This window comes from Streptomyces sp. Y1, from assembly GCF_041053115.1.
Taxonomy (GTDB): Bacteria; Actinomycetota; Actinomycetes; order Streptomycetales; family Streptomycetaceae; genus Kitasatospora; species Kitasatospora rubellomurina.
In genome coordinates, this window is sequence record NZ_CP163445.1 from 6,885,929 (window position 1) to 6,908,202 (window position 22,274).

The 22,274-nt window shown below is 78.2% G+C and carries 1 protein-coding gene; it reads left to right on the forward strand.

Annotated elements, in window-relative coordinates; all coding sequences use genetic code 11:
* Nucleotides 1-64: 64 nt before the first annotated feature.
* Nucleotides 65-22,249, forward strand: coding sequence for an SDR family NAD(P)-dependent oxidoreductase (locus AB2U05_RS29980; RefSeq protein WP_369184800.1), 22,185 nt, complete (start codon nt 65-67; stop codon nt 22,247-22,249).
* Nucleotides 22,250-22,274: the final 25 nt, after the last annotated feature.

Genomic DNA, 22,274 nt, shown 5'->3' on the forward strand with positions numbered 1-22,274 from the left:
AGGACCGGCACCACCAGCACCAGACCAGCGACAACGACCGTTCGATCGAGGAGTCGGAGTAGACGTGGCCGAGTCGGAAGAGAAGCTGCGGTCGTACCTCAAGCGGGCCGTCGCCGACGCGCGGGACGCGCACCGGCGGGTGCGGGAGCTGGAGGAGCAGGGCCGCGAGCCGATCGCCATCGTGGGCATGGCCTGCCGCTTCCCGGGCGGGCTGTCGACACCGGAGCGGCTGTGGGAGTTCGTGGCGGGCGGCGGCGACGCGATCGGCCCCTTCCCGACCGACCGGGGCTGGGACCTGGAGGCCCTGTACGACCCCGACCCCGACACCCCCGGCACGGCGTACGTCCGCGAAGGCGGATTCCTCTACGACGCCGCCGAGTTCGACGCCGGCTTCTTCGGGATCTCGCCGCGCGAGGCGCTGGCCATGGACCCGCAGCAGCGCCTGCTGCTGGAGATCTCCTGGGAGGCGTTCGAGCGCGGCGGCATCGACCCGACGAGCCTGCGCGGCAGCCGCACCGGGGTCTACACCGGGATCAACTGGCTCGACTACACCACCGTCCTCGCCCGCACGGCCAAGGGCCGCGACGGCACGCTCGGCATGGCCAACGCCGCCAGCCTGCTGGCCGGCCGGGTGTCCTACGTCCTCGGCCTGGAGGGGCCGGCCGTGACCGTGGACACCGCGTGCTCCTCGGCGCTGGTCGCGCTGCACCTGGCGGTCGGCGCGCTGCGCTCGGGGGAGTGCGACCTCGCACTCGCGGGCGGCGCCACCGTGATGTGCACCCCGGAGACCTTCGTCACCTTCGCCCGCCAGCGCGGCCTCGCCCCGGACGGCCGCTGCAAGCCGTTCTCGGCCGCCGCGGACGGCTTCAGCCCGGCGGACGGGGCCGGGCTGCTCGTGGTCGAGCGGCTGTCGGACGCGCGGCGCCACGGACACCCCGTCCTCGCGGTGGTGCGCGGCAGCGCGGTGAACCAGGACGGCGCGTCCAACGGACTGACGGCGCCGAACGGCCCCTCGCAGGAACGGGTGATCCGGGCCGCCCTGGAGGCCGCCGGCCTGGCCGCTCGCGACGTCGACGCCGTGGAGGCGCACGGGACGGGCACGGCACTCGGCGACCCGATCGAGGCGCAGGCGCTGCTGGCCACGTACGGGCGGAGCCGCCCCGAGGACCGGCCGCTCTGGCTCGGCTCGGTGAAGTCCAACATCGGGCACACCCAGGCGGCGGCGGGCGTGGCCGGGGTGATCAAGACGGTGCTGGCGCTGCGGCACGAGGAACTGCCGCCGACCCTGCACATCGACGCCCCCTCACCGCACATCGACTGGGCGACGGGCAACGTCCGGCTGCTGACCGAGCCGGTGGCCTGGCCGCGCTCGGAGCGCCCGCGCCGGGCCGCCGTCTCGTCCTTCGGCGCGAGCGGCACCAATGCGCACGTGGTGCTGGAGGAGGCGCCGGACGCGGCGGACCCGTCGGCGGGCGAGACCGTCCGCGGGGTGGTGCCGTGGGTGCTCTCGGCACGGTCGGGTGCGGCGCTGCGGGCGCAGGCGGAGCGGCTGCGGGAGTGGGCGGCGGCGCATCCCGGCGCCGACCCGGTGGCGGTGGCGCGGACGCTCGCGTCGGGCCGGGCGGTCCTGGAGCACCGGGCGGTGGTGGCGGGGCGGGATCTGCCCGAACTCGTGGCGCAGCTCGGCGGGTTGGCCGAGGCGGAGTCGGTTCCGGCTTCCGGTTCGGGTGCGGTGTTCGTGTTCCCGGGGCAGGGGTCGCAGTGGGCGGGCATGGCCGTCGAACTCCTCGCCGCCAGCCCGGTGTTCGCCGCCGCCGTCGAGGAGTGTGCGGCGGTGATGGATCCGTTGACGGACTGGTCGCTGCTGGACGTGCTGCGGGACGGTTCGGGTGCACTGCTGGAGCGGGTCGACGTCGTGCAGCCCGCGCTGTTCGCCGTGATGGTCGGGCTGGCTCGCTGGTGGGAGTCCTGCGGGGTGCGGCCGTCCGCCGTGATCGGGCACTCGCAGGGCGAGATCGCCGCCGCGCATGTGGCCGGTCTGCTCTCGCTCGAAGACGCGGCCCGGGTGGTGGTGTTGCGCAGCCGGGCGCTGCGGCAGGTGTCGGGCGGCGGGATGCTGTCGGTCGGCGTCGGCGCCGAGCGTGCCGCTGAACTCATCGAAGCGGACGGCCGGTTGTCGTTGGCGGCGGTCAACGGCCCGTCCAGCGTGGTGCTGTCGGGTGACACCGAGGCCCTGGCGGCCGTGGTAGAGCGCTGTGAGCGCGAGGGTGTCCGGGCGCGCATGATCCCGGTCGACTACGCCTCGCACTCGGCGCACATGGACGCGGTGCGCGATGAGGTCGCCGAACTGTCGGCGAGCGTACGGCCGTTGGCTGGCCGTGTCGCGATGTACTCGACCGTGACCGGCGAAGTCGTCACCGATCCGGAGCTGTTGTCGGGTTCGTACTGGTTCGACAACCTGCGCGGCACCGTCCGCCTGGACACGGCGGTCGCATCGGCGGTCGCGGACGGCCACACCCTGTTCCTGGAGTGCAGCCCCCACCCCGGCCTCACCATCCCCCTCGCCGACCAGCTGGAGGACACCCCCGGCGCCGCCGTCCTGGAGACCCTGCGCCGCGACGAGGGCGGCCCGGAACGCCTGGTGACGGCCCTGTCCGCCGCCTTCGGCGCCGGCCTGCCCGTCGACTGGGCCACCCAGCTGCCCGCCGGACCCCGGGCCGACCTGCCGACGTACGCCTTCCAACGCCGCCGCTACTGGGTCGAGCCCGACGCCTCGGACCTCGGCGGCGTCGGCTGGGGCCAGTCGGCCGTCGACCACCCCGTGCTGGGCGCCGCCGTCGAGCTGGCGGATGGCTCCGGGACGGTGCTGACCGGCCGCATGTCCGTCGCCACCCACCCCTGGCTCGCCGACCACGCCGTGCTCGGCACGGTCATCGTCCCCGGCACGGCCTTCCTCGAACTCGCCCTCCGGGCCGCTGCCGAGACCGACTGCCCGGTGGTCGACGAACTCACCCTGCACACCCCGCTGGTGCTGCCCGACACCGAGGCCGTGCGGATCCAGGTCACCGTCGAGGACCCCGACGACACCGGGGCCCGTACCGTCAGCGTGCACTCCCGGCCGGAGGGCGCACCCGCCGACGCCGCCTGGACCCGGCACGCGACCGGCCTGCTCGCCGCCGCGCCCGAGGACCCGGCCGCCGGGGCGGCCCCCGAGCCGTGGCCCCCGACCGGCGCCCGACCGGTTGACGCGGACGGCCTCTACGACCGCGCGGCGGCGGCCGGGTTCGACTACGGCCCGCTGTTCCAGGGCCTGCGGCGGGTCTGGCGGCGCGGCGCCGAGCTGTTCGCCGAGGTCGAGATCCCCGACGAGGGCGGCGCGGACGCCGACCGCTTCCTCGTCCACCCGGCGCTGCTCGACGCGGCCGTGCACCCGATGCTGGCCCGGGACGACACCGACGCCGACACGGACGCCGACACCGGCGCCGAGCTGCAGCCCGGCCTGCCGTTCTCCTGGACGGCCGTCCGGCTGGACATCCGCCACGCCCGCGCGCTGCGGGTGCGGCTGACGGCGGGCGCCGCCGGCGAGGTCGCGCTGAGCGCGTACGACGAGGACGGCCGACCGGTCGTGTCCATCGGCTCGGTGGTCGTCCGACCCGTCTCCGCCGAGCAGTTGCCGACCGCCGGGGCCTCCGACCGCGACTCGCTCTTCGAACTCAGCTGGACGGAACGGGAGTTCCCCGCAGACGAGGCCCCGGGCCGGACCGTCGCCCTGGACGACGCCGCCGCCCTCCTCGACGAGCCCGAGGCGCCCCTCCCCGAGGCCGTGCTCGTCCGCCTCCCCGCGTCCGAGGACCCGGAGCCCGCGCGGGCGCACGCGCTCACCGCGCGCGTCCTCGACCTCCTGCGCCGCTGGCTCGCCGACCCCCGGACCGCCGACACCCGCCTGGTCCTGCTGACCACCGGCGCGGTCGCGGTCGACGCGGACGAGCAGGTCGCCGACCTCGCCTCGGCCGCCGTCTGGGGCCTGGTCCGCTCCGCGCAGGCCGAGCACCCGGGCCGCTTCGCCCTGATCGACGTCGACGCCGACACCCCCGACGAGGCCGCGCTCGCCCACGCCGCCTCCGGCGAGGACCAGCTCGCGCTGCGCCGAGGCACCGCGCTCGTCCCCGGCCTGGTCCGGGCGGCCGCCACCCGCCCCGAGGACACCGGCTTCGCGCCCGCTCCCGAAGGCACCGTCCTGATCACCGGCGGCACCGGCACCCTCGGCGCCCTGGTGGCCCGCCACCTGGTCACCGAGCGCGGCGTGCGGCACCTCCTGCTGCTCAGCCGGCGCGGCCCGCAGGCCCCCGGCGCGGCCGCGCTGGCCGCCGAACTCGCCGACCTCGGCGCCGACGTGCGCGTCGAGGCCTGCGACGCCGCCGACCGCGAGGCCCTCGCCCGGCTGCTCGCCACCGTCCCCGCCGAGCACCCGCTCACCGCCGTCGTCCACGCCGCCGGCGTCCTCGACGACGGCGTGGTCCAGGCGATGACCCCCGAACGGCTGGCCGCCGTGCTGCGCCCCAAGGCCGACGCCGCCTGGAACCTGCACCAGGCCACCCGGGGCCTGGACCTGGACGCCTTCGTCCTGTTCTCCTCGGCCGCCGGCCTGATCGGCAACCCCGGGCAGAGCAACTACGCCGCCGCCAACGCCTACCTGGACGCCCTCGCCCGCCACCGCCGCGCCCACGGCCTGCCCGCGACCTCGCTCGCCTGGGGCTGGTGGGCGGACGGCAGCGAGATGACCGCCGGGCTCGGCGCGGCCGACCGGCGGCGGATGACGGTCCTCGGCGTCCTGCCGCTCTCCGCCGAGCAGGGCTGTGCGCTGCTCGACTCGGCGACCAACCGCGCCGAGCCGGTCCTCATGCCGGTGCGGATGGACCTCGCCGTCCTGCGCCGGGCCGGCGCCGACGCGGTGCCCGCACTTCTGCGCGAGCTCGCCCGGGGTGCCCGCCGCCGTGGCGCGGCGGCCGCCGGGAGCAGCGCCCTGGCGGCCCGGCTGGCCGGCCTGTCGGCGGCCGAGCGCAGCCACCTGCTGGTGCGGACCGTGTGCACCCACGCGGCCGCCGTGCTCGGACACGCCGACGAGGACGGCATCGAGGAGGCCCGGGCGTTCCGCGAGCTGGGCTTCGACTCGCTCACCGGGCTCGAACTGCGCAACCGGCTGAGCCGCGCAGTCGGCCTGCGCCTGCCCGCGACGCTGGTCTTCGACTACCCGAACCCGAGGCTGCTGGCCGCCCGTCTGGCCGACCTCCTCGCCGACGGCCCGACCCCCGCGGCCCCCGCGGCCACGGCGGCTTCGGCGGGTTCGGACGAGCCGATCGCCATCGTCGGCATGGGCTGCCGGCTCCCGGGCGGCGTGACCTCCCCCCAGGAGCTGTGGGAGCTGGTCGCGGCCGGCGTCGACGCGCTCACCGACTTCCCGACCGACCGTGGCTGGGACACCGACCGGATCTTCGACCTCGACCCCTCGCGCCCCGGCAGCACCTATGTGCGGACCGGCGGATTCGTCGACGGCGCGGCCGAGTTCGACGCCGAGTTCTTCGGCATCTCGCCGCGCGAGGCGCTGGCCATGGACCCGCAGCAGCGCCTGCTGCTGGAGACCGCCTGGGCGACCGTCGAGCACGCCGGCATCGACCCGGAGTCGCTGCGCGGCAGCCGCACCGGCGTGTTCGCGGGCGCGATCTACTACGACTACGCGACCCGGCTGAACCGGGTGCCGGACGAGCTGGAGGGCTACCTCGGCAACGGCAACGTCGGCAGCGTCGCCTCGGGCCGGGTGGCCTACGCGCTCGGCCTCGAAGGCCCGGCGGTGACCGTCGACACGGCCTGCTCGTCCTCGCTGGTCACCCTGCACCTGGCCTGCCAGGCGCTGCGCGCCGGCGAGTGCGACCTGGCGCTGGCCGGCGGTGTGACCGTGATGTCGACCCCCGCCGTCTTCGTCGACTTCGCCCGCCAGCGCGGCCTGGCGGCGGACGGGCGGTGCAAGCCGTTCGCGGCGGGCGCGGACGGGACCGGTTGGGGCGAGGGGGTCGGCCTGGTGCTGGTGGAGCGGTTGTCGGACGCGGTGCGCAACGGGCACCCGGTGCTCGCGGTGGTGCGCGGCAGCGCGGTGAACCAGGACGGCGCGTCCAACGGGCTGACGGCGCCGAACGGCCCCTCGCAGGAGCGGGTGATCCGGGCGGCGCTCGCGAGTGGGGGCCTGACCACGGCGGACGTCGACGCGGTGGAGGCGCACGGGACGGGCACGACGCTCGGCGACCCGATCGAGGCGCAGGCCCTGCTGGCGACGTACGGGCAGGGCCGCGCGGCCGAACTGCCGCTGCTGCTCGGCTCGGTGAAGTCCAACCTCGGGCACACCCAGGCGGCGGCGGGTGTGGCGGGTGTGATCAAGATGGTGATGGCGCTGCGGCACGGGGTGCTGCCGAAGTCGCTGCACGTGGACGCGCCGTCGCCGCACGTGGACTGGTCGGCGGGCGCGGTGGAGCTGCTGGCGGAGGCGGTTCCGTGGCCGCGGACGGGTCGGCCGCGGCGGGCCGGGGTGTCCTCGTTCGGGATCAGCGGCACCAACGCGCACGTGATCCTCGAACAGACCCCGGAGTCACCGGAGTTGCCGCCGGAGCCCGCCGTTCCCGCCCCGTGGGTGGTCTCCGCCCGCACCGAACCCGCCCTGCGGGCCCAGGCGGCCCGGCTGCGCGACTGGGCGATCCAGCACCGGGAGGCCCGACTCGCCGACGTGGCGGCCGTGTTGGCCTCGGGGCGTACGGCGATGGCGCACCGCGCGGTCGTGCTCGGTGGGGACCCGGCGGAACTGGCCGCCGGCCTGGCCGCGTTGGCGGCGGGCGAGCCCGAGCCCGCCGGCGTGGTGACCGGCGTCGTGCCGCGCGGTGCCGGGCGGACCGCCCTGGTGTTCACGGGGCAGGGGGTGCGGGTCGCGGGTGCGGGGCGTGAACTGTACGACGCGTTCCCGGTGTTCGCGGCGGCGGTGGACGAGGTGTGCGGGGCGTTCGAGGGGGTGGTGCCGTTCTCGGTGCGGGAGGTGCTGCTGGGGGAGGCCGAGGGCGACGAGGAAACCGGTGTGGTGCAGCCGGTGTTGTTCGCGTTCGAGGTGGCCTTGTACCGGTTGTGGCGTTCGTGGGCCCCGGTGCCGGAGGTGGTGCTGGGGCATTCGCTGGGCGGGATCACGGCGGCGTACGTGGCCGGGGTGTTCTCGTTGGAGGGTGCGGTCGCTCTGGTGGCGGCGCGGGCCCGGTTGATGGGCGAACTGCCGTCCGGTGGGGGGATGCTGGCGGTGGGGGCGAGTGAGGCGCAGGTGGTGGCGCTGCTGGCGGAGTGCCGCCCGGGGGTGGTGGGGGTCGCGGCGGTGAACGGCCCGGCGTCGGTGGTGGTGTCGGGTGCGGCCGAAGCCATCGATGCGGTACGGGAGTTGTGCAGGGAACGTGGCTGGCGGGCGAAGCGCCTCGCGGTGTCGCACGCGTTCCATTCGGTGCTGATGGAGCCGGTGCTGGCCGGGCTGCGGGAGGTGGTGGCGGGCATCGAGCTCGCGGAGCCGTCGATCCCGTTGGCGTCGGACGTGACGGGCCGCCTCGCGACTCCGGCGGAGGTGTGCGATCCGGAGTACTGGGTGCGTCAGGTCTGCGAGCCGGTGCGTTTCGCCGACGCGGTGGGCGCGGCCCGGGCCGAAGGCGTGTCGGTGTTCGTGGAGTTGGGGCCGGAGGCGGCGCTGACGCCGATGGTCGCCGAGTGCACGGCCGGCACGGACGCCATCGCCATCCCCGTCCAGCACCGCGAGCGGGGCCGAGCCGAGACCCTCCGCACGGCGTTGGCCCGGGTGTTCGTCCGGGGCGGTGCGGTCGACTGGACGGCGCCGACCGGTGTCGACCTGGCCGCAGCCCGTGCCCGCGTCGGCGCGCTGCCGACGTACGCCTTCGAGCGGCAGCGCTACTGGCTCGACGCGGGCACCGGCACCGGCGACGCCGCCGGGCTGGGCCAGGGCGCGGTGGACCACCCGCTGCTCGGCGCGGTGGTCGGCCTCGCGGACGGCAACGGCGCGCTGTTCACCGGGCGCCTCTCGCTCGACACCCACCCGTGGCTCGCCGACCACGCCGTGCTCGACACGGTCCTCGTCCCCGGGACGGCCTTCCTCGAACTCGCGCTGCACGCGGGTGCCCGGCTCGACTGCCGGGGCGTCGACGAACTGACGCTGGTGGCGCCGCTCGCCGTGCCGCCGGCCGGGGGAGTGCAGCTGCAGGTGGCGGTCGGCGCGCCCGACGCCTCCGGCCTGCGGCCGATCACCGTCCACGCCCGCCCCGAGCCCACCGACGAGGGCCCGGACGCCCCCTGGACCTGCCACGCCACCGGCGCGCTGACGCCCGTCCGGGACCAGCAGGGCCCGGACGACCGGGCGCCCTGGCCGCCCGCCGGCGCGGAGTCCGTCGAGGTGGACGAGCTGTACGCCGACGCGGCCGACGCCGGGGTGCGCTACGGCCCGTCCTTCCAGGGCCTGCGGGCGGCCTGGCAGCTCGGCACCGAACTGTTCGCCGAGCTCGCCCTCCCCGAGGAGGCGGCCGGCGCCGGGTTCGCCCTGCACCCGGCCCTGCTCGACGCCGCCCTGCACCCGCTCGGGCTGACCGCACCGGTCGAGGATCCCGGCACCCGGGTCCGGCTGCCGTTCTCCTGGCGCGGCGTGCGGCTGCACGCGGCCGGCCCCCGGGCGCTGCGGGTGCGCCTGCGGCCGCTGGGCGCCGACACGGTCGCCGTCTCGGTGGCGGACGCGGACGGCCGGGCCGTGCTCTCGGCGGAGACCATGACGGTGCGGGCGCTCTCCCGCGACCAGCTGCCGGGCGTCGCGGCACCCGCCGCCGAGTACCTCTTCGACCTGGAGTGGGCCCCCGCCCCGGCCGTCGAGCCGCCCGCGCGCTGGGCGGTCGTGGGCGGTCCGACTGCCGATCCGGACCAGGCCGCCTTCGCGGCCCGTTTCGACGCCCGCCGGTACCCGGACCTGGCCGCGCTCGCGGCGGCCGTGGACGCCGGAACCCCGCCGCCCGAGGCCGTCCTGCTCGCCGCGCCGCCCGTCCGGGACCAGGCCGCCGACCACGAGGCCGTCCGGGCCGCCGTGCACGACGCGCTCGCCACCGCCCAGGCCTGGCTCGCCGACGAACGGTTCGCCGCCGCCCGCCTGGTGGTCACGCTGCGCGGCGCGCTCGCCGTCAGCGCCGACGACCTGCCCGACCCGGCCGCCGCCGCGGCGTGGGGCCTGCTCCGCGCCGCCCGCTCGGAGCACCCCGACCGCTTCGCGCTGCTCGACCTGGAGCCGGGCCCCGAGCCCGCCGACCCCGACGCGATCGCCGCCGCCGGCGCACTTCCCGAGGCGGCCCTGCGCGGGACGGCCCTGCTGGTGCCCAGGCTGCGCCGGGCACCGAGCCTGCCGACCGCCCCGCCCCCGCCGGAGCTCGACGCCGACGGCACCGTCCTGCTCACCGGCGGTACCGGCGCCCTGGGGGCCCTGGTCGCCCGGCACCTGGTCGCGGCGTACGGCGTGCGGCACCTGCTGCTGGTCTCCCGGCGGGGCGAGGACGCCCCCGGCGCGCGGGAGTTGCGGGAGGACCTCGCCGCGGCCGGAGCGCGGGCGACCTTCGCCGCCTGCGACGTCGCCGACCGCGCCGCGCTGGCGCGGGTGATCGCCGCCGTCCCCGCCGAGCACCCGCTGACCGCGCTGATCCACCTGGCGGCCGTGGTCGACGACGGCCTGCTCCCGGCGCTGACCCCCGAGCGGGTGGAGCGCGTCCTGCGGCCCAAGGCCGTCGCCGCCCTGCACCTGCACGAGCTGACCCAGGACCTCGACCTGCGGGCCTTCGTGCTGTTCTCCTCGGGGGCCGGTCTCACCGGCAGCCCGGGCCAGGGCGCCTACGCCGCCGCCAACCTGGTGCTCGACGCGCTCGCGCAGCGGCGGCGCGCGCTCGGTCTGCCCGCCCTCTCGCTCCAGTGGGGCCTGTGGGAGCAGGACAGCGCGCTCACCGCCGCCCTCGGCGCCGCCGACCGGCAGCGGATGGCCCGTTCCGGGATCCGGCCGCTGGACGCCGGGCTCGGCCTCGCCCTGTTCGACGCGGCACTGGCCCGCCCGGAGGCCGTCCTGGCGCCGGTCCGGCTCGACCTGGCCGGTCGCCACGCGGCCGAACTGCCGCCGCTCCTGGCCGGACTGGCCACCCGCCGCCCCGGAACGGAGCGGACGGCCCCCGACACCGGCCGCGCCCTCGCCCGCCGGCTGGCCGCCGCCCCGGCGGCGGAACAGCAGCGGCACCTGGTCGACCTGGTGCGCACCCACGCCGCCGCCGTCCTCGGGCACCCGGACGGCGGGGCGATCGACCCGGACCGCGCGTTCAGCGAGCTGGGCCTGGACTCGCTCGCCGCGCTCGAACTGCGCAACCGGGTCAACGCGTTCACCGGTCTGCGGCTGCCCGCCACCGTGCTGTTCGACCACCCGTCGGCGAGCGCCCTCGCCGCCCACCTGCGCGCCGAACTGCTCGACGGGCCGCGCCGCCCGCGCGCCGCCGCCCCGGCCGGTCCGGGTCCGGTGCCGAGCGACGAGCCGATCGCGATCGTCGCCGCCGGTTGCCGCTACCCCGGCGGGGTGGCGAGCCCGGAGGACCTGTGGCGGCTGGTGCGGGAGCGCGCCGACGCCATCGCGGGCTTCCCCGACAACCGCGGCTGGGACCTGGCCAACCTGTACCACCCCGACCCGGACCACCCCGGCACCTCGTACGTCCGCGAGGGAGGCTTCCTGTTCGACGCGGACCGCTTCGACCCCGGCTTCTTCGGCATCTCGCCGCGCGAGGCGCTGGCCATGGACCCGCAGCAGCGGCTGCTGCTGGAGGTCTCCTGGGAGACCATCGAGCGGGCGGCCGTCGACCCGCGCTCGCTGCGCGGCAGCCGCACCGGCGTGTTCGCCGGCCTGATGTACGCCGACTACGCCTCCCGGCTGGCCGCCGCCCCCGAGGGCGTCGACGGCTACCTCGGCAACGGCAGCGCCGGCAGCATCGCCTCCGGCCGGGTCGCCTACACCCTGGGTCTGGAGGGCCCGGCGGTGACGGTGGACACCGCCTGCTCCTCCTCGCTGGTCGCCCTGCACCTGGCCTGCCAGGCGCTGCGCCAGGGGGAGTGCGACCTCGCCCTGGCGGGCGGGGTGACGGTGATGTCGAGCCCGGCGACCTTCGTGGAGTTCTCCCGGCAGCGGGGCCTGGCCCCGGACGGGCGCTGCAAGTCCTTCGCGGCCGGCGCGGACGGCACCGCCTGGTCCGAGGGCATCGGCCTGCTGCTGGTGGAACGGCTCTCCGACGCGCGGCGCCACGGCCACCCCGTGCTCGCCGTGGTCCGGGGCAGCGCGGTCAACCAGGACGGCGCGAGCAACGGCCTCGCCGCGCCCAACGGCCGCGCCCAGGAGCGGGTGATCCGCGCCGCGCTCGCCCAGGCCGGGCTCACGTCGGCCGAGGTCGACGCCGTCGAGGCGCACGGCACCGGCACCGCCCTCGGCGACCCGATCGAGGCGCACGCGCTGCTCGCCACCTACGGCCAGGACCGGCCGGCCGAACGGCCGCTGTACCTCGGCTCGGTGAAGTCCAACCTCGGCCACACCCAGGCCGCCGCCGGCGTCGCCGGCGTCATCAAGACGGTGATGGCGATGCGGCACGGCGAACTGCCCGCCACCGTGCACGTGGACGCGCCCTCCCCGCACGTCGACTGGGCGTCCGGCGCCGTCGCCCTGCTCACCGAGCCGGCCGACTGGCCGGACACCGGCCGGCCCCGCCGGGCCGGGGTGTCCTCCTTCGGCGTCAGCGGCACCAACGCCCACGTGATCCTGGAGCAGGGCGACCCGGCCGAGGAGCCGGCGAGCCCGCTGCCCGACCCGGACGGGGACCCGGCCGCGCTGGCCTGGCCGCTGTCCGGCGCGACCCCGGCCGCCCTGCGCGAGCAGGCCGCCCGGCTGCGCGCCCACCTGGCGGCGCGCCCCGCCGTCCGGCCCGCCGACACCGCCCACGCGCTCGCCACCACCCGCGCCGCGCTCGACCACCGCGCCGTGCTCGTCGCCGCCGACCCCGCCGAACTCCTCGCCGCCCTCGACGCGTTGAGCACCGGCGCGCCCCACCCCGCGCTGGTCACCGGCACCGCCGGGCAGCCCGGCCGGACGGCCTTCGTGTTCGGCGGCCAGGGCTCCCAGTGGGCCGGCATGGGCGCCCGACTGCTGGACGAGTCCCCGGTGTTCGCCGAACGGATCGGCGCCTGCGCCGCCGCCCTCGCCCCGCACACCGACTGGTCGCTGCTCGACGTGCTGCGCCGGCGCCCCGGCGCGCCCTCGCTGGAGCGCGTCGACGTCGTCCAGCCCGCGCTGTTCGCCGTCATGGTGTCCGTCGCCGCCGTGTGGCGCTCGCTCGGCGTCGAACCGGCCGCCGTGGTCGGCCACTCCCAGGGCGAGATCGCCGCCGCCCAGGTGGCCGGCGCGCTCACCCTCGCGGAGGCCGCCCGGATCGTCGCCCTGCGCAGCCGCGCCCTGCGGTCCGTCGCGGGCGGCGGCGGCATGATGTCGGTGGCCGCCCCGGCCGCCCGGGTCGAGGAGCTGAGCCCCGGACTCGCCCTCGGCATCGCGGCCGTCAACGGCCCCGGCGCGGTGGTCGTCTCCGGCGAGGCCACGGCCCTGGACGAACTGCGCGAACGCTGCGCGGCCCAGGGCGTGCGGACCCGCCGACTGCCCGTCGACTACGCCGCGCACTCCGCGGCCGTCGAGCGCGTCCGCGCCGAACTCCTCGCCGGCATCGGCGAGATCACGCCGAGCGCGACCCCGGCGGTGGCGTTCTACTCCACCGTCACCGGCGAACCGCTCGACGGCACCGCCCTGGACGCCGCCTACTGGTACCGCAACCTGCGCGAGACCGTCGCCTTCGAGCGGGCCACCCGGGCCCTGCTGCGCGACGGCTACACCACGCTGGTCGAGACCAGCCCGCACCCGGTGCTCGCCCCCGCCGTCGAGCAGACCGCCCAGGAGACCGGCACGGACGCCCTGGTCGTCGGCTCGCTCCAGCGCGACGCCGACACCCTGCGGCGCCTGCTGACCGCCGCCGCCGGCCTGTCCGTGCGCGGCGTGCCCGTCGACTGGGCGGCCCCGCACGCGCACCGCACCCCGCCGCGCACCGACCTGCCCACCTACGCCTTCCAGCGCGAGCGCTACTGGCTGGACCCGGCCCCGGCCGCCGCCGACGTCGAAGGCCTCGGCCTGCGCTCCGCCGACCACCCGCTGCTCGGCGCCGCCCTCGCCCAGGCCGGGGACGACCGGCACCTGCTCACCGGCCGGATCTCGCTGCCCACCCACCCCTGGCTCGCCGACCACGCCGTCCTCGGCACCGTGCTGCTCCCCGGCACGGCCTTCGTCGAACTCGCCCTCCAGGCCGGGCAGTCGGCGCACTGCACGGTGATCGAGGAGCTCACCCTGGAGGCCCCGCTGCCCCTGGCGGAGCGCGGCGCCGTCCAGCTCCAGGTGCAGCTCGACGCCCCCGACCGGGACGGGCGCCGCGCGCTCACCGTGCACGCCCGCCCCGACACCGCCGAGCCGGGCCCGTGGACCCGGCACGCCGCCGGCGTCCTCGCCCCCGCCCGGCCCGGCGAGGAGCCCGCCGCCGAGGGCGGCGCGTGGCCGCCGGCCGGCGCCGAACCGCTGGACACCGAAGGCCTCTACGAGCGGCTGGCCGCCGCCGGCTACGGCTACGGCCCGCTGTTCCGGGCCGTCCGCGCCGCCTGGCGGCACGGCGACGACCTGCTCGCCGAGGTCGCCCTGCCCGGGGACGACCACGACGCCGGGCGGTTCGCCCTCCACCCCGCGCTGCTCGACGCCACCCTGCACGCCGCCGCCCCGGACCGGACGGACCCGACCGGCGTCGGCCTCCCCTTCGCCTGGACGGGCGTGCGGCTGTACGCGGTCGGCGCCCGCACCCTGCGCGTCCGGCTCGGCCGCACCGGCCCGGACACCGTCACCCTCGCCCTGACCGACCCGGCCGGCGCCCCCGTCGCCACCGTCGACTCGCTGCTCTCCCGACCGCTCGCCCCGGGCGGCCTCACCCCCGCCGGCCCCGGCGCCGCCGACGGCCTCCACCACGTCGCCTGGCCGCCGCTGACGCTGCCGCGGCCGGCCCCGCTCGGCCACTGGCAGCTGGCCGGGCCCGACGAACTCGGCGCCGGCGCGGCCCTGCGCGCGGCCGGCGCCACCGTCACCACGGCGCCGGACCCGGCCGCACCCGACCCCGACGCCCCGCCGCCGGACGCCGTCGCACTGAGCTGCGCCACCGACGGCTCCCCGCAGGCCGTCCGCGCCGCCACCCGGCGGGTCCTGGCGTTCCTGCAGACCTGGCTCGCCGCCGAGCGCCCCGCCGCCACCCCGCTGGTGGTGCTCACCCGCGGCGCCGTCCCCGGCCCGTACGGGCAGGACGTCGACGACCTCGGCGCGGCCGCCGTCTGGGGCCTGGTCCGCTCCGCGCAGACCGAGCACCCCGGCCGGATCGTGCTCGTCGACCTCGACCGGCACCCCGACTCCTACGCCGCCCTCGGCACCGCCCTGGCCTGCGGCGAACCCCAACTCGCCCTGCGCGCGGGCACCGCGGCCGCTCCCCGGCTCACCCGGGCCGACGCGGCCGAACGCCTCGCCGTGCCCGCCGGCACCGCCGCCTGGCGCCTCGACCTGACCGGCACCGGCACCATCGACGGCCTCGCCCTGCTCCCGCACGAGGACGGCGCCCGCCCGCTCGGCCCCGGCGAGGTCCGGGTCGCGCTGCGCGCCGCCGGCCTCAACTTCCGCGACGTCGTGGTCGCCCTCGGCATGGTCGCCGACACCCGCCCGCCCGGCGGCGAGGGCGCCGGCCTGGTGGTCGAGGTCGGCGCCGACGTCCACGACCTCGCCCCCGGCGACCGCGTCATGGGCCTGTTCTCCGGCGGCACCGGCCCGCTCGCGGTCACCGACCGCCGCCTGCTCGCCCCCGTCCCGGCCGGCTGGACGTACCCGCAGGCGGCGAGCGTCCCGGTGGCGTACCTGACGGCCTACTACGGCCTGGCCGACCTCGGCCGGGCCCGGCCCGGCGAGTCGCTGCTGCTGCACGCCGCGACCGGCGGCGTCGGTACGGCCGCCCTGGAACTCGCCCGGCACTGGGGCCTGGACGTGCACGGCACCGCCTCGCCCGCCAAGTGGCCGGTGCTGCGCGCCCTCGGCCTGGCCGAGGACCGCATCGCCAACTCCCGCGACCTCGACTACGAGCAGCGGTTCGCCGCCGCCCGCGCCGGACGGGGCTTCGACCTGGTGCTCAACTCGCTGGCCCAGGAGCACGTCGACGCCTCGCTCCGGCTGCTCGCCCCCGGCGGGCGGTTCCTGGAGATGGGCAAGACCGACATCCGCGACCGCGACGCCGTGCGCGCCGCCCACCCCGGCACCGACTACCGGGCCTTCGACCTGATGGACGCCGGCGCCGACCGCATCCAGCAGATCCTCACCGAACTCGGCCCGCTGTTCGCCGCCGGCACGCTCGCCCCGCTGCCCGTCACCACCTGGGACGTGCGCGACGCCGTCGCCGCCTTCCGCCACCTCGGCCAGGCCCGGCACACCGGCAAGGTCGTGCTCACCCTGCCGCCCACCCTCACCGCCACCGCCACCGGAGCCGTCACCGGCGCCGCCGACCCGCACGGCACCGTGCTGGTCACCGGCGGCACCGGCACCCTCGGCGCCCTGCTCGCCCGCCACCTCGTCACCGAGCACGGCGCCCGGCACCTGCTGCTGACCAGCCGCCGCGGCCCGGCCGCCGAGGGCGCGGCCGAACTCGCCGCCGACCTCACCGCCCTCGGCGCCGAGGTCCGCATCGAGGCCTGCGACGCCGCCGACCGCGCCGCGCTCGCCGCCCTGCTCGCCACCGTCGACCCCCGGCACCCGCTCACCGCCGTCGTGCACGCCGCCGGAGCCCTCGACGACGCCGCCCTGCACGCGCTCACCCCCGAGCAGCTCGACCGCGTGCTGCGCCCCAAGACCGACGCCGCCCGCCACCTGCACGACCTGACCCTCGACCAGGACCTCGCCGAGTTCGTGCTCTTCTCCTCGATGGCCGGCACCTTCGGCGGCGCCGGCCAGGCCAACTACGCCGCCGCCAACGCCTACCTGGACGCCCTCGCCCAGCACCGGCGCGCCCGCGGCCAGGCCGCCACCGCCCTGGCCTGGGGCCTGTGGGCGCAGGCCAGCGGCATGACCGGCCACCTCGACCGGGCCGACCTCGACCGGATCGCCCGCACCGGCGCCGCCGCCCTGGAGACCGGCGACGCGCTCGCGCTCTACGACGCCGCGCGCGCCGCCGACCACCCCACCGCCGTGCTCGCCCGCCTCGACCTCGCCGCGCTGCGCCGCACCGACCGCGCCCCCGCCCTGCTGCGCGACCTGCTGGGCGCCCTGCCGGGCTCCCGGCCCCGGCGGGCCGCCGCCGGCCCCGACCCGGACACCGCCGCCTTCGCCCAGCGCCTCGCCCGGCTCCCCGAGGACCGGCGCCGGCAGACCCTCACCACCCTCGTCCGGCAGGAGACCGCCGCCGTCCTCGGCCACGCCGGCGCCGACACGATCGAACGCGGCCGCCCGTTCAAGGCGCTCGGCTTCGACTCCCTCACCGCCGTCGAACTGCGCAACCGGCTCACCGCCGCGACCGGGCTGCGGCTGCCCGTCACCCTGGTCTTCGACCACCCGACCCCGGAGGCGCTGGCCGAGCACATCGGCGCCGAACTCCTGGGATCCGCCGAGCAGGTCGAGCCCGCCGCGGTGCGCACCCCCGAGACCGCCGAGGACCCGGTGGTCGTCGTCGGCCTCGGCTGCCGCTACCCCGGCGGCGTCGCCGACGAGCACGGCCTGTGGCGGCTGCTCGCCGAGGGCACCGACGCCATCACGCCGTTCCCGCGCGACCGCGGCTGGCCCCTCGACACCCTCTTCGACCCCGACCCCGACCGCCCCGGCAAGTCCTACGTGCGCGAGGGCGGCTTCATCGACGACGCGGTCGGCTTCGACGCCGAGTTCTTCGGCATCTCGCCGCGCGAGGCCGCCGCGATGGACCCCCAGCAGCGCGTCCTGCTGGAGACGGCGTGGGAGACCTTCGAACACGCCGGCATCGACCCCACCACGCTGCGCGGCTCCGCGACCGGCGTGTTCGTCGGCGCGATGGCGCAGGACTACCACACCGCCTCGGGCGCGGTCGCCGAGGGCCAGGAGGGCTTCCTGCTCACCGGCACCGCCACCAGCGTGATCAGCGGGCGGGTCTCGTACGTGCTCGGCCTCGAAGGCCCGGCCGTCACCGTCGACACCGCCTGCTCCTCCTCCCTGGTCGCCCTGCACCTCGCGGCCGCCGCGCTGCGCTCCGGCGAGTGCGACCTGGCGCTGGCCGGCGGCGTCGCGGTGCTCACCTCGCCGCACGCCTTCGTCGAGTTCAGCCGCCAGCGCGGGCTCGCCCCGGACGGCCGCTGCAAGCCCTTCGCGGCGGGCGCCGACGGCACCGGCTGGGGCGAGGGCGCCGGCCTCGTGCTGGTCGAGCGGCTGTCCGACGCCCGGCGGCGCGGGCACCGCGTCCTCGCCGTGCTGCGCGGCTCCGCGACCAACCAGGACGGCGCCAGCAACGGGCTCACCGCGCCCAACGGGCCGTCCCAGCAGCGGGTCATCCGCGCCGCGCTCGCCCAGGCCGGGCTCACCCCGGCCGACGTCGACGCCGTCGAGGCGCACGGCACCGGCACCCGGCTCGGCGACCCGATCGAGGCGCAGGCCCTGCTCGCCGTCTACGGGCGCGAGCACACCGCCGAACACCCGCTGTGGCTCGGCTCGATCAAGTCCAACATCGGCCACACCCAGTCCGCGGCCGGCATCGCGGGCGTGCTCAAGATGGTGCTCGCCCTGCGGCACGGCGAACTGCCGCGCACCCTGCACGCCGAGGAGCCGACCCCGCACGTCGACTGGGCGTCCGGCCACGTCGCGCTGGCCACCGAGCACCGGCCCTGGCCCGGGACCGGCCGCCCGCGCCGCGCCGCCGTCTCCTCCTTCGGCGTCAGCGGCACCAACGCGCACGTCATCCTCGAACAGGCCCCGGACGAGCCGGTCGTACCGGTCACCCGCGGGCCGGCGGGTCTGGCCGGGGTGCTGGCCTGGCCGGTGTCCGGCCGCACCGGCGCGGCGCTGCGCGCCCAGGCGGCCCGGCTGCGGGACTGGGCGCTGCGCCACCCGGAGGCCGAACCCGCCGACGTGGCCCGGGCGTTGGCCACCGGCCGGGCCGCCTTCGACCACCGGGCGGTGGCCCGCGGCCGGGACACCGCCGACCTGCTCGCCTCGCTCGGGGAGATCGCGGACGGCTCGGTGGAGGCCCCGGGCCCGCTGGTGGCCGGCCCCGGACCGGTCCTGGTCTTTCCCGGCCAGGGCTCCCAGTGGCCCGGCATGGCCGCCGAACTGCTCGACACCAGCCCGGTGTTCGCGCAGGCCGTGGCCGAGTGCGCGGAGGTGATCGACCCGCTGGTCACCGGCTGGCGGCTGCTCGACGTCCTGCGGGACGGCTCGGGCGCCCTGCTCGACCGGGTCGAGGTGCTGCACCCCGTGCTGTTCGCCGTGATGGTCGGCCTGGCCCGCTGGTGGGAGTCCTGCGGGGTGCGCCCGGCCGCCGTGGTCGGCCACTCCCAGGGCGAGGCCGCCGCCGCGTACGTGGCCGGCCGGCTCTCGCTGGCGGACGCCGCCCGGGTCGCCGTGATGCGGGTGCGGGCCGTGCAGGCCGTCGACGCCTGCCACGGCGGACTGCTCTCGGTCGCCCTCACCCCCGAGCTGGCCCGCGCCGAGATCGAGGCGGCCGGCGCCGCCGACCTGGTCTCGCTCGGCGCCGTCAACAGCCCGACCGGCGTGGTGCTCTCCGGCGACACCGACGCCCTCGCCGCGATCGCGGCCCGCTGCGAGGCCGCCGGCACCCGCGCCCGCCTCGTGCCGGCCGCCTACGCCTCGCACTCCGCGCAGATGGACCCGGCCCGCGCGGAGATCACCCGACTGCTCGCCGACCTGCGCCCGCTGCCGGGCCGCGTCCCGATGTACTCCACCGTCACCGGCGCCCTGCTGGACGAGGCGACCCCGCTGGACGCCGCCTACTGGTTCGAGAACATGCGCCGCACCGTGCTGTTCGAGAGCGCGATCGCCGCCGCCGCGGCCGACGGCCACGACGCCTTCGTCGAGTGCAGCCCGCACCCCGGCCTGCTGGTGCCGATCGGGGACACCCTCGACGACCTCGGCGCCACCGCCGCCGTCCTGGGCACCCTGCGCCGGGGCGACGGCGGCGCGGACCGGCTGGTCACCGCGCTCGCCGACGCCCACGTGCGCGGCCTGCCCGTCGACTGGCCCGGCCTGCCCGCCGAGGACGCCGCGACCCGGGTCGACCTGCCCGGCTACGCCTTCCAGCGCCGCCGGCACTGGATCGAGCCCGGCACCACCACCGGTACCGGAAGCGCCGGTTGGGGCCAGTGCGCGGTCGAGCACCCGGTGCTCGGCGCCGGCGTCGACCTCGCCGACGGCTCCGGGACGGTCTTCACCGGGCGGCTGTCCACCGCCGCCCACCCCTGGCTGGCCGACCACCACGCGCTCGGCGCCGCCGCCGTGCCCGGCACCCTGCTCGCCGACCTCGCGCTGCGGGCCGGCGGCGAGAGCGGCTGCCCGGTGCTGGCCGAACTGACCGTCCGCACCCCGCTGGTGCTGCCCGCGGCGGCCGGGGTCCACCTCCAGGTCGCCCTGGAGGCGCCGGACGGCGCCGGCGCCCGCACCGTCAGCGTGCACTCCCGGCCCGAGGACGCGCCCGCCGACGCCCCCTGGACCTGCCACGCCACCGGCACCCTGGCACCCGGCGGCCACCGCCCGGCCGCCGGCCCCGCCCAGTGGCCGCCGCTCGGCGCGGCCCCGCTGCCCGTCACCGAGGCGTACGAGCGGATCGCCCGCACCGGCCTGCGGCTCGGCCCGGCCTTCGCCGGGCTGCGCGCCGCCTGGCGGCGCGGTGACGACCTGTTCGCCGAGACCGCCCACACCGGCGGCGAGGCCGAGGCCGCCCGGCACGACCTGCACCCCGCGCTGCTGGAGGCCGCCCTGCTCGGCCTCGCCCCCGGCGAGCCGGCGGGCGACGGCCTGGTCCGCCTGCCGGCCGCCTGGCGCGGCGTCACCGCCGTGCCCGGCGCCCGCCAGGCCGTCCGGCTGACCCTGCGCGCCACCGCGCCGGACACCCTGGCCGTGCACCTCGCCGACGAGCAGGGGCGGTCCGTCGCCGCGATCGAGTCCGTCCGGCTGGGCAGCTGGTCGGCCGCCGAACTGCGCGCGGCCGGCCGGGAGCGCCCGGCGCTGGCCCGGCTGGAGTGGACGGCGCCCGAGCGGCCGGTCGCGCCGCCGTCGGGTGAGGCCTGGGCCGTGCTCGGCGCCGCCGGGCCGCTCGCCCGCGAACTCGGCGCCGCCGCCCACCCCGACTGGCCGGCCCTGGCCGCCGCGGTGACGGCCGGGGCGCCGGTGCCCGCGCGGATCGCCCTGCTGGCGGACACCCCGGCGGACGAGGTGCCGCGGGCCGTCCGGGAACTGCTCCGCACCGCCGTCGAGGTGCTGCGCGCGCACGCGGCCGACCGGCGCTTCGAGGGCTCCCGCCTGGTCCTGGTCACCCGCGGCGCGGTGCTCGCCGACCCCGCCGACCTGGTCCCCGACCCGGCCGCCGCCGCCCTGTGGGGGCTGTTGCGCTCGACCGGCCGGGACCGGGTCGTGCTCGCCGACCTGGACGGGCACGAGGCCTCCCCGCAGGCCCTGGCCGCGGCCGTGGACGCGGGCCTGACCGAGGTCGCCGTCCGGGCCGGACAGGTCCTGGTGCCGGTGCTCGGCCGGGCGCCCGCCGTCGCCGCCGACGCGCCGCGGTTCCGGGCGGACGGCACCGTCCTGGTCACCGGCGCGGCCGGACGCCCCGGCGCCGCCACCGCCCGGCACCTGGTGGCCGCCCACGGCGTGCGCCGCCTGCTGCTCGCCGACCCCGGCGCCACCGCGCCGGAAACCGCCGTGCTGGCCGAGGAGTTGACCGCCCTCGGCGCCGAGGTGCGGATCGCGGACTGCGACCCCGCCGACCGGGGCGCCCTGGCCGCGCTGCTGGCCGCCGTACCGGCCGAGCACCCGCTGCGCGCCGTGGTCCACGCGGCCGAAGCCCCCGACGTCGTCGACGGCGCCTGGCATCTGCACGAGCTGACCCGGGACGCCGAGCTGTCCGCCTTCGTCCTGCACGGCTCCTGGACCGGCCAGGCCGGCGCCCCCGACCGGGCCGGGCAGGCCGCCGGCGCCGCCTTCCTCGACGCCCTCGCCCAGCACCGGCGCGCCCAGGGGCTGCCCGGCCTCGCCCTCGCCTGGGGGCCCTGGGCCGCCCCCGGCGTGCCGGAGACCCCGGGCGCCCCGGGCGCCCCGGACACCGTGGCCGGGCTGCTGGCCCTCGCCGAGGCCGAGGCGATGGCCCTGCTCGACCAGGCCCTCGGCCGCCCGGAGCCCGCGCTCACCCCGCTCGCCGTCGACACCGCGGCCGTGCGCCGCGGCGACCCGGGCGTGGCGCCGCTGCTCGCCGGCCTGGTGACGGACCGCCGGCGCGGCCCGGCCGCGGGCCCCGCCGACACCGGACCGGCCACCGCCGCCCGGCTGCTGGAGCTGCCCGAGGACGAGCAGGAGCAGGCCTTCGTCGACCTGGTCCGCGGCAGCGCCGCCGCTGTCCTCGGCCACGCCGACCCCGCGGAGATCGACCCCGGGACGGCCTTCAAGGACCTCGGCTTCGACTCGCTCACCGCCCTCGCGGTGCGCAACCGGCTGCGGGCCGCCACCGGCCTGGCCCTGCCGGCCACGCTGGTCTTCAGCCACCCCAACCCGGCCGCCCTCGGCCGCCACCTGCGCACGGTGCTGCGCCGCGAGCACGGCGTCTCCTGGGACGCGGTGCTCGGCGAGATCGACCGGGTCGAGGCGATGCTCGCCCTGCTGGGCGAGGAGGACCGTGCCAGGGCGGCCCAGCGCCTGCGGGAGCTGGCCGGGGCCGGCCCGGACGCCCCGGACGCCCCGGCCGGCCCCGAAGCCCCCGCCCCGGAAGAGAAGTTCGAGTCGGCCACCGACGCGGAGCTGTTCGACTTCATCGACCGCGGTACCGATCGCTGATCACCCATCACGGGGCTGGGGCATC